Here is a 15,573-nt window from a genome sequence, read left to right on the forward strand (position 1 = left end):
TACTACCATGTGATGAGTCGAACGGTGAATGGGGAGGCTCTCTTTGGGGATCGGGAGAGGGAGGTTTTGCGGAAGATGATTTGGCAGGTGGCTGATTTCTCGGGGATTCGGGTGGTTACCTATGCGGTGATGAAGAACCACTTCCATGTTTTGGTGGAGGTGCCGGCGGAGGTGAGTATTTCGGATGAGGAGTTGGTGCGTCGGTATCGTCGGCTCTATCCGAAGCCTACGCCTTGGAATCCGATGCGGGCTGAGGTTTTGGAGGGGCACCTTCGGGATCATACTTTGGAAGGGATGGACTTGCGGAAGAGTCTGTTGCGACGGATGGGGGATGTTTCCTGGATGATGAAGACCCTCAAGCAACGATTCACGCTTTGGTTTAATCGGTCGCGGGATCGTTTTGGACCGCTTTGGTGTGAGCGGTTTAAGAGTGTTCTGGTGGAAGGGGATCGTTGGGCGCTGCGGACGGTGGCTGCCTATATTGACTTGAATGCGGTGCGGGCGGGGTTGGTTGAAGATCCTAAGGATTATCGATTTTGTGGGTATGCCGAGGCGATTGGAGGGGGGCGGATGGCTCGGGCTGGTCTTTCGGTTGTGGACAAGGATCTGGCTGGGTATCGCCAGACTTTGTATGGTGCCGGGGCCGGGGAGAAGGATGAGAAGAAGTCGATCTCTCGGGAAGAAGCGGTGCGGGTTTTGGAAGAGGAGAAGGGAAAGTTGCCCCTGTCTGTGGTTTTACGATGCCGGGTCCGGTATTTTACCGATGGAATGGTGCTGGGATCGCCCTCGTTTGTGGAGGAACAGGTGCAGCAGGATGCGGGGAAGCGTCCGAAGCGGGCGCATGTCATGACGGGAACCGACTGGGGAGGCTTGGCAGTTGGGACGGGGTTGCGGGCGAAGTTGTTCCGCTGATGGTGATTATTTTAGGAATCTGAGAATTGCTGACGCCAAATCTTCGGGATTTTCTAGATGTGGGGAGTGTCCTGCATGGGGGACGATGGAGAGATGAGAGTTTTGGAGGCGATCGCTCATTTCTGATGCAATCTGATTGAATTTCGAATCGGTTTCCCCGACGCAGATAAGAGTGGGGATCTTGATGTTGATGAGTTTATCCCAGAGGGAAGGGAGGGCTCCGGTGCCGTGATGCTCCAAAGAATGAATTAGTCCTTGGGCTTTGTTTTGTCTTCTTCGCTCGAGGAGCGCGTCGCGTTTTGGCGCTGGCAGCTGGTCGAGAGTTTGGAGCACGGGTTGTTTCCACCACTGATCAAGGAACGAGGAGATGCCTTCCTGATGAAGAAGGTCGATCCATCGCTTGTCTGCTCGTCTTCGATCTTTTCGTTCCTGTAGGGTCGGTAGACCTGGGCTTGTGCTGATCAGGACTAGCTTCTCGAAGGCGCTTTGGTTGCGGATAGCGAGATGCAGGAGTAATCGTCCGCCCATGGAATAGCCTATTCCGATTTGTGGGCTTCCGGAAAGGTTGAGGAGTTGATTCTCCAGTGCTTCCCATCGGAAATCTTCGGCCGGTGCGTCGGCATGGATTCCGTGTCCTGGAAGGTCGGGGCAGGTCCAGGAGCCACCCACACAAGAAGAAAGGGCGGAATAATCCGCCCCTTCTCCAGTAAAACCGTGCAACGCGAGGATTCGGGTTGCCGATGAAAGTAGTTGGCTCAACTCGTTTGCTTGGCAGCGGCTTCGACAATGCCGACGAAGGAGCGGGCTACGAGAGCTGCTCCCCCGATGAGGCCTCCGTCGATGTCGGGCTGGGCGAGAAGTTCGTCAGCATTTTCCGGCTTCATCGATCCGCCGTATAGGATGCGGATCTTGTCGGCCTTTTCTTCGCCGACGAGCTCGGCGAGAACGGAACGGATCGCTTTGTGAACTTCCTGTGCCATTTCGGGAGTGGCGGTTTTGCCGGTTCCGATGGCCCAGACGGGTTCGTAGGCGATGACGAGGTTCTCGGCTTGATCAGCAGTGACGCCTTCGAGTCCTTTGCGGACTTGGCCCGAGACGATGTCGATCGTCTTCTCGGCTTCGCGCTCTTCGAGGGTTTCCCCAACGCAGAGGATCGGCTTCAGGTTGTTGGCGAGAGCCGCGAGCACCTTCTTGTTGATGAAGGCGTCGTCCTCGGCGAAGAGGGCGCGGCGTTCGCTGTGACCTAGGATCACGTGCGTGACGAAGAGGCTGCGGAGCATTTCAGCGGAAACTTCGCCGGTGTAAGCTCCGGAAGCTTCCGGGTTCATGTTCTGCGCGCCCAACTGAATGTTGGATTCGTTGATTGCTTTTCCAACGCTTTCGAGGGCGGTGAATGGAGGGCAGATGACGACGCCGACGGAGGTTTCGTTTCCGAGTTGGGAAACGATGTCTTCGGTCAGCTCAACGCCTTCACTGGCGTTTTTGTTCATCTTCCAGTTTCCGGCAATCAGATATTTGCGGGACTTGCTCATAATTTTTTCAGTTTGATGGATTACTCTTGGTCGAGTGCGGCAACGCCAGGAAGGGTCTTGCCTTCGAGGAATTCGAGGCTGGCTCCGCCGCCGGTGCTCATGAAGGTCACCTTATCGGAGAACCCGCTCTTCTTGATCGCTTTGACCGAATCTCCACCACCGATGATGGAGGTTCCGCTGCTGGAGGCTACTGCATCGGCAACCGCGAAGGTTCCTTTGCTGCATTCTGAGATCTCGAAGATCCCCATTGGGCCGTTCCAGAGGATGGTCTTGGCGCTCGCGATTTCTTCGGAGAAGGCCTTGATGGTTTCGGGGCCGATGTCGACGCCTTCCCAGCCATCGGGGATGTTGCCGGAAATCGTGTCGGTTTCGGCGACGGACTTTTCCTTAAAGTCCAAGCCCTTGGCGATCAGGTTGTCAGTCGGGAGGAGGAGCTTGACGCCCTTCTCAGCGGCCTTGTTGATCGCGGCTTTGGCGGTCTCGACTTTGTCGATTTCGCAGAGGCTGTCGCCGACGGTGCGGCCGTTAGCGAGGGCGAAAGTGTAGGCCATCGCGCCGCCGATGAGCATTGTGTCGGCTTTATCGAGGAGGGAGTCGATGACGGCGATCTTGTCGCTGACTTTGGCTCCTCCGAGAATGACGACGAAAGGATGTTCCGGGTTTCCGGTTTTCTCCCCGAGATAGGCGAGTTCCTTTTCGATCAGGTAGCCAGCCACTTTAGGTGAAAGAAAATCGCAAACTCCTGCGGTCGAGGCGTGGGCGCGGTGAGCGGTGCCAAAGGCGTCGTTCACGTAGGCTTCGGCGATCGAGGCGAGTTTTTCCGTGAAGGCCGGATCGTTCTTTTCTTCGCCTTCGTGGAAGCGGAGGTTTTCGAGAAGAAGAATTTGGCCGGGTTCAAGCGCTTCGGCAGCGGCTTTTACCTTGTCACCGATGCAGTCATCCGTGAAGGCGACGAGCTTGCCGAGTTTGTTGCTCAGTTCTTTGGCGACGGGTGCGAGGCTCATTTCAGGAACACGCTTGCCCTTCGGACGACCAAGGTGGCTACCGAGGATGATCTTGGCACCCTGCTCGATGAGTTTGTTGATGGTCGGGAGAGCCGCGACGATCCGACTGTCATCGGAGATGGTGCCGTTGCTATCAAGCGGAACATTGAAATCAACGCGGACAAAGACCCGCTTTCCCGCAAGATCGACCGAATCGATGGTTTTTGCTTTCGACATAATAGTTTGAACTTCTGGTTTTGGAAATTTCTGAAAGGGAGGTCGAGTCGACCTCTTCATTGTATCTAAAGAGAAAAAAGGCCGTCACGGAATTGGAAAATCACCGTGACGGCCTGAAATCTTAGCACACCTTGATCGTCTGAATTAGATCAAGGTCACTGGACACTGTCGTTTAGAGAAGCCCCCGGACTTTCTGGAGGAGCTCGACGCAGCGGTTGCTGTAGCCCCACTCATTGTCGTACCAGGAGACGAGCTTGACGAAGTTGTCGTTCAGGCCGAGTCCGGATCCGGCATCGAAGATAGAGCTCAGTTCGCAGTGGATGAAATCCGAGCTGACGACTTCGTCTTCGGTGTAGCCGAGGATGCCCTTGAGGCTGCCTTCGGAAGCTTCCTTCATCTTTGCGCAGATGTCGGCGTAGCTGGCAGCCTTTTCGGTGCGGACGGTGAGGTCGACGACCGAGACAGTCGGAGTCGGCACGCGGAATGCCATACCGGTCAACTTGCCCTGCACTTCTGGGAGGACGAGGCCAACGGCCTTAGCAGCACCCGTGGTGGAGGGGATGATGTTGATCGCAGCACTACGGCCACCCTTCCAGTCCTTGCGGCTTGGGCCGTCAACGGTCTTCTGGGTTGCGGTGTAGCTGTGAACTGTGGTCATGAGACCTTCCACGATACCGAAGTTGTCGAGGACAACCTTGGTGATCGGAGCCAAGCAGTTTGTGGTGCAGCTCGCGTTGGAAATGATGTTGTCCGAAGCTTCGAGGGTGTCGCAATTGACGCCGAGAACGACAGTCTTCACTCCGTCGCCCTTACCAGGAGCGGAGATGATGACCTTCTTGGCACCTGCGTCGATGTGGCCTTGAGCAGCGGAGTCCTGAACAAAGAGTCCGGTAGACTCGATGACGATGTCGACGCCGAGCTTGCCCCATGGGAGAGCCTTCGGGCCTTCCTTGATGGACAGTGACTTGATGGTCTGACCGTTGACGATAAGGGTGTCGTCGTCAGGAGCCTCAACCGTGCCGTTGAAGCGACCTTGGATGGAGTCATACTTCAGTAGGTAGGCGAGGTTGTCGGCGGGGACGAGGTCGTTAATGGCGACCACTTCCACATCGCTGCCGAGCAGCCCTTTGTCCACGATGGCCCGGAAAACGAGCCTTCCGATACGGCCGAAGCCGTTGATTCCGATTTTTGTCGGCATGTTATTTCCTGTTTTTTGGATTAGAGAAATTAATTATCTGTTTAGCTGATTATCAGAGAAAGTCTCTTTCAATCAACAGATCACAGCGCCACAAGGCAAGAGAATAACGCTGGGATTTGTCGTCAGAGTAACTTTCCCGACGCAGAGTGAGACACAATGATACGACTTTTAGGTTCTCCAGAGTCCGCAGGAGAGAGCGGGTAGATAGATCCCATTCGCATTGATTCTGTGTAGTGCTCCTTCGAGTCCTCCCCGGTTCACCCTTTCCTGGTCGGCGATCTGTATCCATTCGTGCGCCGGACTCCGATGCGGAAGAGGGATCATCGCTGGCTCCAGGTGTGGGTTGATTGCAAAGAGCATCTGATCCTCTCCGTCAGCTTGATCAGCGTTGTAGAGGCAGGCGATGGCCGAAGAATTTTCCGGTCCGGAAAAAGAGAGGTAGTTGTCGCGGTGCTTGCCCGGACGGAGAAGGCGGCCGACTGGGGAAAGACGGAGGCGTGTCCACTGGGCAAAATAGTTGGCGGTGCCGGAGTAGTAGGTGCGCCGTTCGTAGTCGATGGCGTTCAGGTCTCCCCGTTGGTAGGTGTTGTGGATACCTCCTTTGGTTCGGAGTGCGTCCTGTCCAGCAGAGATCATGGGGATGCCGAGGGACGCGAAGAGGAAGGCCGCCATTAGGTGGGTGCGTCGCCGATCGGAAGGAGTTGGGCTCCACCCTTCGTGGTCGGGGTTTTCGGTGATACGGTCGAGCCAGCAGTAGTCGTCGTGAGATTCGGAGTAATTGACCGTCTGAGCTGGCCACTCCGTGCGGCTGTGGGGTGAGCCGGCGAGGAAGTAGCAGGCGGCGTCGCGATTGCTGGTGCCGCGGACATATTCAGAAAGAAAGTCTCGGTATCCGTCATTCCATGACGCCCAACCAGTGTCTTTGAGGGCGTCGGCGAGGTGTCCGCGAAAGCTCCACGGTTCGGAGATCAGAATGAGGTGGGGGAAGCGTTCCTTGAGGGCGGCCTCAATCGCCATGAGTGTAGGCTTGCCCACGAGGTCCGCGAGGTCGAAGCGGAAGCCGTCCACTCCGTACTGTTCGACGAGGTGTATGAGGCTTTCAATGATGATCCGACGCACCATCGGGGCATCCGTGCGAAGGTCATTTCCGCAGCCACTCCAGTTCATCAGGTAGTGGTGGGTGTTTAGGTGGAAATAGTAATACTTGTCGAGAAAGAGAAGATTGTTGGGCTCGCCGATGTGGTTGTAGACGACGTCGAGAATGACGGTGAACTCCTGCTCGTGCATGGCGCGGACGAGGTCGCGGAATTCTTCTACTTGGCTGGCCTTCTCCGGATGCTTGGCATAGGTGCTTTCGGGGGAGAAGTAGTTCACTGGCATGTAGCCCCAGTGGTATTCTTCTTTGCTTTGGCTGTCGAATTCCTGAATCGGCTGAAGCTCGACCGCGTTGATCCCGAGCTCGTGCAAGTAAGAATGTCCACTGCGGACCCACTTTGCCAGTCCGCTGTATCCGAGGCGGTCCTCTTCTTTCATCGGGTCGGGGACTCGGGCGAGGAGATCGCGCAGATGGCATTCGCAGATGACGAGATCATCCCAGCGGGGTGGGGTGAATCCCGGATCGACGCCTCCTTTGGGAAAAAATGAGTCCCCGAGAATAATACCTGGCCCGGAGCGGGAGTAGGCCGCCTTCGCGTAGGGATCCAGAATGGCCATATCCGGGTTGAATCGGGTCGAAGTATCCGGGCTCTCGCCGTGGACCCGATAGTGATAAAACCATTTTTCGAGATTCCGCCCTACGGATCCTTCCCAGATCCCGTCGGTGGGGCCTGCGAGCTCGAGCTTCTCCGGGTTGCTCATGGAGGGGTCTTGCTGGAATTCGACCACCACCCGGTTGGCCCGGGGAGCGAAGATTCGGAAAGTCGTCCCCTTACGGCTTGGGAGAGCCCCAAGTTCGGCATCCGAGTGGAGCTCGAGAAAGGTATGGGTCGGGGGAAGGTGCCGTATCTCTTCGCCTTCTTCTGAGGACCAGATCACCTGTTCCTGTCCGTCCGTTTCGTAATTCTCGCCGACGGCAAAGGTGAAGATGTGTTGCCCGGTTCTATCGGGATGAAACTCGAGGTTGCAGGCGCCGTTTTCGTCGAACACGGCGTTGGGGGCGCTTTGAGAGACGTCGAGCCAGGCTCCGTCGCCCGCCTGAAATTTGAAGGTGAAGGTCTGGCTGATGTCGATTTTATCCTCGGGAATACGGAGAGCGGCAATTTCGATCCCGTTCAAGCGGGTCCGTTGTAGTCGCCATTGTTTTCCTTCTTCGAGGGGGTTCCAATCGTTGAAAGATCCGGCGACGTAGACGCCTTTTTCGGCGAGCTCAGAAAGTCCTCGTTCGGGAAGCTCGAAAGTGAAAAGGAGCTTTTTGCGAAAGCGGATATACCCGGCCATCTGGCCGTAGAGGAGCGGGTCGGTCCGCTCCAGACTCTGGAAGGGTCTCATCGGTGGGCCAAAAAAGAGAGGTGGTTTCTCTTTCCGGCTGACCCAGTCGCGCGTTAGTACGACGAGTCCGGTTTGACTGGATTCCCAGTAGGCTTGAAGGATCTTCGGTTCGCCGCTCACGCCTTTACAGCAACCAGCTGGTAGGCGGTTGTCAACTGGACATGCTGAGAATTGCGGTGGGTTGAAACGTTTTCGGTACGCTTCCCCACTTCAGGGAAACGAGCGCGGAGCAAAGTGAGTGATGACCTGAGGTCGTCAGGTGCTCGGGGATCACTCTGTCAGGATTTCCTTCGCGGACTTACCTTGGGGAATCATCGGAAGAACGTGCTCGGTGTAGGGGACCACTACGTCGAGGAGGTAGGGGCCATCATGGTCGAGCATCTCTCGGATCGCTTCGCGGAGATCTTCCTTGCGGATCACACGGCGACCTTTGACGCCAAAACCTTCGGCGATCTTCACAAAGTCGGGATAGAGACCGTCGATGTTCTCGGGGCTTCCGATGTTTTCTGGATCGCCGAGGATCGTTTGGCCGCGGCAGCCCTGATAGAAACGGTCTTCCCATTGCACAACCATACCGAGGTGCTGATTGTTCAGGAGGAGGCACTTCGCGTTGATCTTTTCGATCTTGGCGGTAGCGAGCTCCTGGACGTTCATGAGGAAGGAGCCGTCACCGTCAATGTCGATGACTTCCTTGTCCGGGAACGCCGTCTTGGCGCCCACAGCGGCTGGGTATCCGAAGCCCATCGTCCCGAGCCCGAGAGAGCTGATGTAGGTCCGGGGTTCTTTAAAGCGGTAAAACTGGGCCGCCCACATTTGGTGCTGGCCGACTCCGGTCGTAATAATCGCGTCCCCCTTGGTTTCTTCGTAGAGGGTCTTGATCGCCTCCTGTGGGAGGATGTGAGGGCTTTCTTTGAAGGTGAAAGGGTATTCCTTCTTCCAGCCGTCGAGCTTGGCCGTCCATTCGGAAAGATCGGGCTTCTCGAACTTGGTGGAGTCGACCAATTCATTCATCCGCTCGAGGGCGTGGCGGATCTCTCCGAAGATTGGGAAGTGGGCCTTCTTGTTCTTGTGGTGCTCGGAGCGGTCGAGGTCGAAGTGGATGATCTTTGCGTCCGGCGCAAATTTTTCAACTTTACCGGTGATGCGGTCGTCGAAACGGGCGCCGGCGCAGATGAGGAGATCGCTTTCGCAGACTGCCCAGTTACCAGCGACAGTCCCGTGCATGCCAAACCAGTAAAGAGAGAGTGGATGATCCGGATCCATGCAGCCGAGGCCCATGAGGGTGGAGGCTACTGGGACGCCGGTCTTCTCTGCGAACTCGCGAAAAGCCTTCGTGGCGTCGCTGCTGATGATGCCTCCGCCTGTGTACAGGACCGGGCGCTTGGCCTTCTGGATGAGACCGAGAACCTGGAGCAGATCATCGTCCGATGCAATCGGAGGCTCCGGGTAACCGGGGAGATGCAGCTCGAGGGGGAACTTGGGCTTAAAGACCTCCTGTTGAATATCCTTGGGGATATCGATGAGGACTGGCCCTGGGCGGCCGCTTTGGGCCACGTGAAAAGCTTCTTTGATGACGGTCGGGAGCTCTTCGGCGGTCAGGACCATGTAGCTGTGCTTGACGACAGGCATGGAGATCCCCAGCACGTCGGTTTCCTGAAAAGCGCTCTTCCCGATTAAAGTCTGGTAAACCTGTCCGGTGATCGCGACGAGCGGAACGCTATCCATATAGGCGTCGGCGATGCAGGTGATCAAGTTGGTCGCTCCGGGGCCGCTGGTGGCCATGCAGACGGAGGCTTTTCCTGTCGCACGAGCATGACCGTGGGCCATAAATCCTCCGCCCTGCTCGTGGCGCGGGAGGATCGTGCGAATCTTTTTGGAGCGGACGAGTGCTTGGTGCAGTTCGAGAGAAGCTCCGCCAGGATAGGCAAAGACTGTGTCGATTCCCTCCCGTTCGAGGCAGGAGACGACGACGTCGGCACCCATCATTTCAGGTCCTTCCTCATACTGAGGTTGGAACGGAAGAACGGTTTCCGGCGATGGCTTTGCTGTTTTAGTGGACATGGTGGTAGGGAAAAGGGTGGAAGGAAATCGGGGTTGGCGCTGAGAGGCAAGCATTTCATCCTTCCCTTTCGGGGAAGGGAGTGAGTCAATGAGGGATGCCACGCATTTTGTTTTTGGGCGACATCGTTGGTCGCCCCGGTCGTCAGATTCTTCAACAGCGCCTACGCGAGGTTCGCCAGACCCGTCAAATCGATCGAGTTATCGCGAATGGGGAGAACGCCGCGGCGGGAGCGGGGATCACGGGGAAGTTGGCTCGTGAAATCCTGGACGCCGGTGTCGACGCCATCACTCTCGGTGACCATGTCTGGGATCAGCGGGGATTTGCCGACGAGATTGGGAACCTTGATAAGGTGTGCCGTCCAGCCAATCTGGACTCATCCTGCCCGGGTAGGACTCATTTGATCGTCGATGGGGGAGGGTTTCGACTGGGGGTCTTCACCGTGCTCGGCCGCGAGTTCATGAAGATCAAGTCGAGCTGTCCCTTCCGGGAAGCCGAGCGCCTGGCCGCTGAGTTACGACCCAAGGTCGATGCTCTCCTGGTAGAAATTCATGCCGAGACCACCTCGGAGAAGATCGCGATGGCCTGGATGCTCGAGGGTGTCGCCACGGCAGTCGTCGGCACCCACACGCACACTCCCACAGCGGATGCACGCGTCCTCCCGCGAGGAACTGCGGCGATTACGGATGTCGGGATGACCGGTCCATACCGATCGGTGCTCGGGCGAGAGGTGGATCCCGTACTCGGGCGTTTCCTCGATGGTATGCCCCGAAAGTTTACGGTTGCTCAGGAGGATGTTTGGATGCGCGGAGTCCTGATCGATTTCGACGAAACGGGCCGTGCCACCTCGATCGAGCTCTTGGCCGTGCCGGATACGGCTAGCGAAGTAGGGCTACTCTAGCGCCGTTTGGGCGTGGGAGCGAGGCAGCGGACCGCGAGTTCGCGGAAGACGGCCTCGTGGTCGTTGGGGCGATTGACCATCTCGCGGAAGGTATCCACGAAGGCGGTCTGGAAATCGAAGAGACGGCGCAGTGGGATGCGGCGGGCGGCCTCAGCGAGGTTGCCCAAATAGAAAGGATTCTGGGCGAAAACGTTGACTGGAGTTTTTTTGGATGTGTCTCCATACCACGGTTCGGCCCAAGCCGCTGCTTCCTTGAGGCTGGCCGCATCGACGCGGCGTCCACTGGCTTTCAGCATTCCGCTGTCGGAAAGGACACGCGCCTGAATCATGAGCCGATTGCGGTTCATTAGGTTGGAGAGGAGAGGGCGTCCCTCCTTCTGATTAAAGAAATGACGACGGAGCGCTTCGAGTGCGTCTCCTAAATTGCCACGGAAGAACTTGTCGGCCGCTTCGAAAAACTCGGGTTCGCCGAATTCAGGAACCTCCTCGGCGACCTGTTTCTCGGTGATCTCCTTTTTGCCCTCGGGGAGGGCCGTGATCAGCTTGCGGATTTCCTCAACCGCCATCCGGATTTCTCCGTTCAGCTTGGCACGGAGAACTTCAAGGGCCATACGGGAAAGGGTGACACCGGCGGATTTGCACTCGTCTTCAACGACCTGCTGAAAAGCGGCGGCTCCGGCCTTCTTCGCATCGATCCCCTCAAATCCCGTTTGGGTGGATACCCATTTGTAAAAAGAACGCCGCCGATCAACTGGAGCTCCGGAAATGAGAATCTTCGATTCGCTGCCCGCCATACCTTTGAGGAGCTCCTGAAGTCGTTCCACTTCCTGTTTGGCTCCGGCACTCTGGCCAAGGCGCCCATCTCCGAGGAAAGTCAGATTGCGCAACCAGACGGTCTTGGCCCCGCCCCCGAAAAGAGAGTCGGTCTGCGCGGATTCGGCAAATCGGGTGACCGCGGTCACTGCCTCATCGACAGTCTGAGCCCGCCCATCGACGATCTCGACGGAGTATTCATCCACCGCTTCTTCTTTCCACGGCTTGAAAATTTCTCCTGCGCGACGGTCGACGAGGAATTCGTCATCGCCCAGAACCATTCGGAGAGAATCAGACATCTTTTTCGGATAGCAGTGAGGTTGCGGCTGCGATGATTTCTTCGACGGGAGCCAGGCGTCCTTTGCCTTCGTAGCCGCAGGCCAGCATGCCCTCTGCGGGCTCGACAAAGTGATGACCCCGATTGCGGAGAGTTTTCAAATTTTCCTCGGTGGCCGGATGGGTGAGCATTTTCCCGTTCATCGCGGGAGCGATCAGGACCGGAGCGCGGGTAGCCAGATAAATGGAGGTGAGGAGGTCGGGAGCAAGCCCTTGAGCGAAGCACGCCAGAGTGTGGGCCGTGGCCGGGGCGACCAAAAAGAGATCGGCGTTGTCCGCGAGCTCAATATGGCCGGGCTGCCAACCTTCGGCCTCCTTCCAAAGATCCCAAGCGACCGGATTTCGGGCGAGAGTCTTCAGGGTCAACGGAGTGATGAGTTGGGTGGCCTCCTTAGTCATCACCGGAAACACCGACGCGCCCAGTTTGGTGAGTTGGCTCGTGATGTCCGCCGCACGATAGGCGGCAATACTTCCGCAGACCCCGAGGATGATGGTTTTCCCGGCCACGGGAGAGGGCGCACTGTTTTCCAGATTGGTCATGGTTATTCGAGTCCTTTTACGATGAGTAATTGACGATTGGCCGCAACGGAGAAAACGAGATGTCTGATGTCAATTATTAAACCATGTTAAAATATTGGCAACATCAAGGGTTCTGGTTTGTTTTTGGAAATGCGACAAGCGAGGGTTTTAATATGTATGGGTAAGCGGCTAAATATCCTTCCTGGGGGGAGGTTGCAATCTTCAGGGATACGACTTCGTTGCGTATTATGAGAAATCTTTTCCTGCTGGTCATTGGCTGCTTGGGAGCAGCTTTGGCTGTTTCTTTAATTTTCCCCCACGCTTTTCACTTTATGAAATCAGAATCTTGCAACGATGGTGCCTGCGGAACGCCGAGCGGAAATGTGGCCGCTGGCCGGGCTGAGGTGGTTCAACTTTCCGAGAGCCAGTGGGAGGAGGTTTTGACTCCTGCACAATTTCAAGTCCTCCGGGATCACGGAACTGAACGCCCTTTTCAGAATGCTTACTGGGACGAGAAACGACCGGGAATTTACGTCTGTGCGGCGACGGGGACTCCTCTTTTTTCGAGCGAGGATAAATTTAAGTCGGGAACTGGGTGGCCTAGCTTCACTCAGCCGATCGAAGAGGGAGTTGTCGGCGAAGAGGTGGATACTTCCTACGGCATGCGCCGGGTCGAGAATTACTGCGTGGATTGCGGCGGGCATCTTGGGCATGTTTTCGAAGACGGCCCTGCTCCGACCGGTTTGCGTTACTGCATGAATTCGACGGCAATGGAGTTCATCCCTGCAGAATCAGTCGAAGCGATTCCGGCCTTGGTGGAAGAGCAGAAGAAAGTCGCCGCCAAGCGAATTTCCGAGCTTCAGGCTCTGGGAAATTCTTGATCCGGACGGGGAGTTTTCCTACCAGCTGCGCGGATCGAGGTAGAGTCGCCAATCGAGGTCGTCGAGCTCCCCCCAGATCCGGAATTCGAAGACTCGCCCAAACGGTTTGAGAAGCATTCCGATTTGGGCCAGAATGGGGAACTTGACCGAACCCAATAGCTGCATCTGGGCGTTGAAATCGATGGATTTTTTCGCCATCTCGTAGATTCCAGAGGAGATCAGTTGGGAGCTGGGGCTCTTGAGAGTCAGATTGGGGAATTCTACGAGTCCACGATTGAGGAGGAAAGTGGAGGAGGCACTTTCGAATTGGAAGGATCCTAACGTGACGGGCAAGGGAAGCTCTTCTGAAATGCGGGAGAGAATGCCGAGGAGGCGAACGTTGGCGAGGTTTGGCGTGATGAGATTGAACTCGCCGGCCCCGATGAGGCTTTCGGGAGATTCAAGATCGCCCGAGAATTCGATGGAGAAATCCAGCTTGTGGTCCTCCGGGTCTTGGTCCTTTCCGTGATCGATTCGGTCGCCGACGGTTTTTTTGAGTTGAGGGACTGCGTCGACGACATGGGCGGGGATGCCGTCGGTAAAAGTGAGTTGAATTGAGTTGCGCCCTTGAGCGGCGCTATCGGGTCTATTGACGATCCATCCTCTACCGGTTCCTCCTCCGAGCCCAAAGGTGACGGGATCCAGGCGGAGGGTGTCGATCGAGAAAACCGCGGAAAGTTCGAGGTATTCCAGTTGGATGTCGCGAAAGGTCAGAGGTTGGTCTGTCGAAGCATCGACTTTTAGGTAGTCGCCGGGGGAGTCTTTCCCTTCGATCGGTGGATAGAGAGTTCCTTGAATTTTCAGATCGGGTGCGCCGATTAATTTGAATTGTGCGAAATGGTCCTCCAGGCTCTCCCCGAAGAGTGGGGCTATTTTGTCGAAGTCCATGGAGGTCTTCAGGTCGTATTCACGAGAATACACCTCTCGTGTCTCCATATCCAGGAGGACGGCGTAGTAGCCGGAGGCCATGCCTTCCGGGCGGTAGGCATGAAGATCGAGGAGTTCGAAAAGGTAAGGGAGATTTCGTAAGCGCGCGTAGCCGCGATCGACATGCATTTCTTTGAGGAGAATATTGCGAAACCGAAGGCCCCCGAAAATCTCCCGTTCATCGTGGTGATCCCAGTCTCCAATGATGGCGAGGTCAGCATAGGGAATTTCGTAAAATTCGAAATCTTTCCAGACTGTGTCCCACCAATCCCTCATCCACCCGCTGATGTCCATGGGCAGAAATCCCCCTTTGATCGTGAACTCAAATTCGTTGGAGATAAAATCGTGTCGATAGGTGCCTTGGAGGTGATACTTTTCCTTTTGCACCGAGAGGTCATCTACTTCGAGGACAAGGTCTCGGGGCAGAATGTTTCCATCGGCTTCAGCGTAGATACCAGTGAACCCCATGATATCGAAGGCTTCGGTCTCCGCGTGGTATTGAATCGTTTCCGGGATCAGTTCTCCTTTCTGGAAGCTCGTTCTCAGATCAAGGTAGACCCCTTGGTCAAAGGCAATGTGATGCTCCCTGGCAAGTGCTGGAACGGCGGGGTGCTTAATGGCGGCATCGATGGGGAGAGTGCCGGTGGCTCTCAAGGTTCCGCTTCTGCGGAGAAGGTTGACTGTGCCGCCTAGTGCAAAGGGACTCCCGTATAGGCTGGTCTGTCCAGAAAGGGTTGCCGTAAATCCAAGGCCCATATCGATGGAGAGAGTGGGATTCTCAAGATTTACGTAATCATTGGAGATTTCGGCGGCGGAAAGTCGGATGTCGGCTCCTGCGATGAAGGCTGCTGAGGAAAGGGTTCCGGGAGGGTCTAGCCGTAGGTTCGGATTGCTCAGTGTTGCGTCTTCTCCGTAGTAGGCTTTCTCCGACCGAAGTTGGATGGGGCCAAGTTTTAAAAAGTTCTGCGAAACAGTCATTGAGGAGGTGAGGCGAACCTCCTTTTCGAGTCTTGCACCGAATGGGAGTTCGACGCGGTCCGCAGAGAGGGAGAGATGGGCCAAGGTTTTTGCGTCCTCAGTGGCGGAGAGCCGGATGGACAGAAAGGGGTTCTTGAGACGCTGGAGTTCGGATTCCAGGCGGTAGATTTTTTCGAGGATGGGAGGAAGAGGGTCTTCGGCGTCAACAATTTCATCACTTTCGATCTTACGAATCGACTTGGGCAATGCTCCCGAGGCCGAAATTTCGAGGCCTTCTTCCCAATAAATTCGGGCGTCGTCGAGTCGCCAGGTATTGTCCTCGCGAATGATGTTGAGTGCTTCGAGAGTGAGAACCGATTCGGAGATGCCGAGGGGCTCGCGGAGGTCGAACAGTTCCACATTTTTTGCTTTGAACTGTTCGGGGTTGAAAATGCCAAATACGATGGAGGGGAGGTAGAAGTCGACTTGGATCGACTCGGCGCGGGCGATCTCGCGTCCATTGAAGTTTCGAATTTGCAGGTCTTCGAGTTCGATTGTTCCGTCCTCATTCAAATTCGCTGCGCCCACCGAGACTTTATAAAGGTCACCGATTCTGTGGTTGATGGCCTTCTCCACCCAGGGGGCGGGAATCATTAAATCGCGATGGAGGGAGAGGAAGAGAACCAGTGGAATCTGGATGACTAGGAGAACTCCAAGGAGGGCGGTGAAGACCCAGAGCAGGCAGCCGACCCACTTGCACTCGCGCTGGCGACAGAACACAGTAAGCCTCTC

Annotated in this window: 12 protein-coding genes; 3 read left to right on the top strand and 9 right to left on the bottom strand. The window is 56.1% G+C overall.

From position 1 onward, the window contains the following. Positions 1 to 912 (top strand): transposase (locus H5P30_RS14780; RefSeq protein ID WP_185693688.1); only part of this gene is annotated, 912 nt, incomplete at its 5' end. A 6-nt stretch (positions 913 to 918) separates the two neighbouring features. On the opposite strand, the gene menH is transcribed toward H5P30_RS14780, so the two are convergent. The 6 genes from menH to ilvB all read right to left on the bottom strand — a co-directional run bounded on the left by menH (position 919) and on the right by ilvB (position 9,410). Then, entirely contained in the window at positions 919 to 1,671 is a 753-nt protein-coding gene (menH, locus tag H5P30_RS14785) for a 2-succinyl-6-hydroxy-2,4-cyclohexadiene-1-carboxylate synthase (protein ID WP_185693689.1), read from the bottom strand. Then, positions 1,668 to 2,444 (bottom strand): triose-phosphate isomerase, encoded by a 777-nt coding sequence (gene tpiA, locus H5P30_RS14790; RefSeq protein WP_185693690.1) that lies wholly within the window; start codon positions 2,442 to 2,444, stop codon positions 1,668 to 1,670. The genes menH and tpiA overlap by 4 nt, the downstream gene beginning before the upstream one ends. 20 nt (positions 2,445 to 2,464) lie before the next feature. Beyond that, positions 2,465 to 3,664, bottom strand: coding sequence for a phosphoglycerate kinase (locus tag H5P30_RS14795; RefSeq protein WP_185693691.1), 1,200 nt, complete (start codon positions 3,662 to 3,664; stop codon positions 2,465 to 2,467). Positions 3,665 to 3,836: 172 nt separating this feature from the next. Beyond that, positions 3,837 to 4,862: a type I glyceraldehyde-3-phosphate dehydrogenase gene (gene gap / locus H5P30_RS14800; RefSeq protein WP_185693692.1), complete on the bottom strand. Its 1,026-nt coding sequence runs from the start codon at positions 4,860 to 4,862 to the stop codon at positions 3,837 to 3,839. Positions 4,863 to 5,030: 168 nt separating this feature from the next. Continuing rightward, a complete protein-coding gene (locus H5P30_RS14805; RefSeq protein ID WP_185693693.1) occupies positions 5,031 to 7,349 on the bottom strand; it encodes an alpha-amylase family glycosyl hydrolase in 2,319 nt (772 codons plus the stop codon). 270 nt (positions 7,350 to 7,619) lie between these two features. Next, positions 7,620 to 9,410, bottom strand: coding sequence for a biosynthetic-type acetolactate synthase large subunit (gene ilvB / locus H5P30_RS14810; protein WP_185693694.1), 1,791 nt, complete (start codon positions 9,408 to 9,410; stop codon positions 7,620 to 7,622). Between the two features lie 95 nt (positions 9,411 to 9,505). Here ilvB and H5P30_RS14815 point away from each other — a divergent pair, with 95 nt between their 5' ends. Continuing rightward, the gene (locus tag H5P30_RS14815; RefSeq protein WP_185693695.1) at positions 9,506 to 10,309 is read left to right on the top strand and encodes a TIGR00282 family metallophosphoesterase; all 804 of its coding nucleotides are present in this window, start codon (positions 9,506 to 9,508) and stop codon (positions 10,307 to 10,309) included. Here the strand turns inward: H5P30_RS14815 and holA are convergent. Then, complete coding sequence (gene holA / locus H5P30_RS14820) at positions 10,306 to 11,421, bottom strand: DNA polymerase III subunit delta (RefSeq protein ID WP_185693696.1); 1,116 nt, start codon at positions 11,419 to 11,421, stop codon at positions 10,306 to 10,308. The genes H5P30_RS14815 and holA overlap by 4 nt on opposite strands. Beyond that, entirely contained in the window at positions 11,414 to 11,998 is a 585-nt protein-coding gene (locus H5P30_RS14825; protein WP_185693697.1) for a flavoprotein, read from the bottom strand. The genes holA and H5P30_RS14825 overlap by 8 nt, the downstream gene beginning before the upstream one ends. Before the next feature lie 311 nt (positions 11,999 to 12,309). On the opposite strand from H5P30_RS14825, the gene msrB reads away from it, so the two are divergent. Continuing rightward, on the top strand, positions 12,310 to 12,858 hold the full coding sequence (gene msrB / locus H5P30_RS14830) for a peptide-methionine (R)-S-oxide reductase MsrB (RefSeq protein WP_185693698.1): 549 nt from the start codon (positions 12,310 to 12,312) through the stop codon (positions 12,856 to 12,858). Between the two features lie 18 nt (positions 12,859 to 12,876). Here the strand turns inward: msrB and H5P30_RS14835 are convergent, their stop codons facing one another. Then, positions 12,877 to 15,561 (bottom strand): hypothetical protein, encoded by a 2,685-nt coding sequence (locus H5P30_RS14835; RefSeq protein ID WP_185693699.1) that lies wholly within the window; start codon positions 15,559 to 15,561, stop codon positions 12,877 to 12,879. Between the last annotated feature and the right edge of the window lie 12 nt (positions 15,562 to 15,573).

It is taken from the genome of Puniceicoccus vermicola (genome assembly GCF_014230055.1).
In the GTDB taxonomy this organism is placed as follows: Bacteria; Verrucomicrobiota; Verrucomicrobiia; order Opitutales; family Puniceicoccaceae; genus Puniceicoccus; species Puniceicoccus vermicola.